This is a genomic window from Microcystis sp. M49636_WE2, assembly GCF_030065375.1.
Lineage (GTDB): Bacteria > Cyanobacteriota > Cyanobacteriia > Cyanobacteriales > Microcystaceae > Microcystis > Microcystis aeruginosa_C.
The window spans coordinates 1-2,566 of sequence record NZ_JASJFG010000028.1; the positions used below are offsets into that span (position 1 = coordinate 1).

At 41.4% G+C, this 2,566-nt stretch carries 3 protein-coding genes; 2 read left to right on the forward strand and 1 reads right to left on the reverse strand.

The features are described 5' to 3' along the window. Nucleotides 1-7 precede the first annotated feature (7 nt). Nucleotides 8-1,657: an ABC1 kinase family protein gene (locus PX484_RS00540; RefSeq protein WP_287766286.1), complete on the forward strand. Its 1,650-nt coding sequence runs from the start codon at nt 8-10 to the stop codon at nt 1,655-1,657. A 12-nt stretch (nt 1,658-1,669) separates the two neighbouring features. Here PX484_RS00540 and PX484_RS00545 read toward each other — a convergent pair whose 3' ends face one another. Then, nucleotides 1,670-2,077 carry a hypothetical protein gene (locus PX484_RS00545; protein ID WP_287766283.1) on the reverse strand — a complete coding sequence of 136 codons (408 nt, stop codon included), beginning with the start codon at nt 2,075-2,077 and terminating at the stop codon, nt 1,670-1,672. A 180-nt stretch (nt 2,078-2,257) separates the two neighbouring features. Here PX484_RS00545 and PX484_RS00550 point away from each other — a divergent pair. After that, a partial coding sequence (locus PX484_RS00550; RefSeq protein ID WP_288102650.1) for a bifunctional ornithine acetyltransferase/N-acetylglutamate synthase occupies nt 2,258-2,566 on the forward strand: 309 nt, incomplete at its 3' end.

A 2,566-nucleotide genomic window follows, 5' to 3' on the forward strand; every position in this document is an offset into this window, starting at 1 on the left:
TAATACCGTGTTCTCACTCCCCCAAACCAGTCAAAGACAAAAAGAAATCCTGGAGATAGTTCTCGGCAACGGTTGGGACTATATGCGCGGGGTTTTAACCCTAGGAAAAACAGAAAATCCCCAGATTCCCACCCCAGAAGTTCTCAAAAAAATCCTCGTGGAATTGGGGCCTTTTTATGTCAAATTGGGACAGTTACTTAGTACCCGTCCCGATCTGCTACCTGCTAATTATATCGAGGCTTTAACTGCCCTACAAGCGCAAGTTCCTCCCGTTGCTTGGACAGATATAGAAATAGTCATCACCGAACAGTTAGCAAAACCGATCGAACAGGTATTTAAATATATTAATCCCCAACCGATCGCCGCGGGATCGATCGGGCAAATTCATCGGGCAACTTTATTATCTGGGGAGGAAGTAGCGATTAAAGTCTTGCGTCCGGGGATTGAAAAAATTGTCGCCCAAGATAGTGCCTTAATTAAGGTAATTGCTGATTTAGTTGCCCTCACAGAATTTGGTCAAAGTTACGACGTTGTTAACTTAGCAGAGGAGTTTATTAAAGCAGTCAATGCGGAATTAGATTTCACTCAAGAAGGTCATTATACTGACCAATTACGCTATAATTTAACCCAGAGTCGGTGGTCAGAACCAAAACAGTTAGTTATTCCTAAAATTTATTGGCACTTAACTAATTCCAAGCTATTAGTGTTAGAATGGTTAGAAGGAAAACAAATTTTAGAGGCCGATGTTTCTAGACCGCCAACTGAGCAAGCAATTTCCCAAAGAAAAAGCGAAATAACTAGAATTTTGTTTCGGTCATTTTTTCAACAAATTTATATTGATGGCTTCTTTCATGCCGATCCTCACCCGGGTAATATTTTCTATCTTGACGATGGTAGAGTAGCTTTAATTGACTGTGGTATGGTGGGCAGATTAGACCCACAAACTCAACAAATTTTAACAGAATTGTTATTGGCAATTGTTGACTTAGATGCGAAAAGATGCAGTCAACTAACTATTAAACTGTCCGAGTTAGTAGTCCCGATTACTTTAGTCCAATTAGAGGTGGATTATGAGCGGATGCTGCGAAAATATTATAACCTCAATTTAAATCAAATTAACTTTAGTGAGGTGGTTTATGAACTTTTGCAAATTGCCCGTCGCAATAGAATTAAACTTCCGGGTAATTTAGGTTTATTTGCCAAAAGTCTCGCTAATCTAGAAGGAACTGCCCGAAAATTTAATCCTGATATTAATATCCTCGAGGAAGTCAAACCGCTATTAACTAATATTCTCGAACAACAGTTAATCGGTAGCACTCCCCTACAAACTGCCCTAAGAACAGTTTTAGACTTGAAATCTTTTTCCCTGAAATATCCCCGTCAAATCGAAGTTTTACTAGATGGTTTAACCTCGGAAACTTTAAATGTTAATCTGAAAATTCGCGACTTAGATAATCTCCGTCGCAGTTTAGATAATTCCGCCAATCGACTAGCTTTTAGTGTAATTATTGGTTCCTTAATTATCGGGGCTGCCATCGTCACAGCCAGCGCCCAATCTCGGCAATTAACTATTATTAGTACCGTATTATTTGCTACAGCTAGTTTTATCGGTTTATGGTTAGTTATCGGTATCCTGCGATCAGGAAGATTGCGCTAGAAATTATCGCCATTAAATTAAGATTTGTTGTTGTAAAAATTTCGCCCACCGACTGGCCAATTCAACTTCAGTAAAAGGAATTTTTTCAGGCGATCCCTCCTTAAAAATAAATTCTAGAAAAGGGGAACCCTGCGGGGGAAGAGCATCTAAATCCACCACTTGATTATTAACTAACAAACGGATTTCTTTGACCTCCTCTAGGGAAAAAGTTTGTAAATTAATCACTCCCTTACGAGTTGGTTTTCCCCAAGTGATAATTTTATCTTTTTGACCTAAGACAGAATATATATCATACTTAGCTCGATCGAAGTTTTCCGCCCATTGTCGATAGATTTCCACTTTTTGGTATTCATTCCAACCACTCCAAGCCAACCAAATAAACAGAATTAATAAAGGTGTCCACAATAAACCGCGTTCCATAAACTATCGCCCCAAAATCCTGGTCAATTAATCGTATTTTAGGCTAATTTGCAGCCAGTAATTATCAGCCGTCGGCCTTTTTTCCCCACTTCCCAACCCGAAACGGTCAAACCCTTTGCTAATTTTTGGCTTTTTACTTGCTATAATCGAGTGTCGAATTTGAGTAGGAGACGGGAGAAAATGGCCGATTGGCAGGAAATAGAGGGGGGGATCACGGCCCCAAAAGGATTTAAATCCGCAGGGATGGCCGCGGGCCTAAAACCGTCCGGTTTGCCCGATTTAGCCCTAATTGTCTCGGAAACAGAAGCGATCGCCGCCGGAGTCTTTACCACCAGTCAAGTGCGGGCTGCTTGCGTCGATTATTGCCGTCAACGCCTACAAACTAAAGCCAGCGCCAGGGCGATTTTGTGTAATGCCGGCCAAGCAAACGCCGCCACGGGGGAAGCTGGATGGCAAGATGCTCTCGATAGTGCCGCCGCCTTGAGCCAA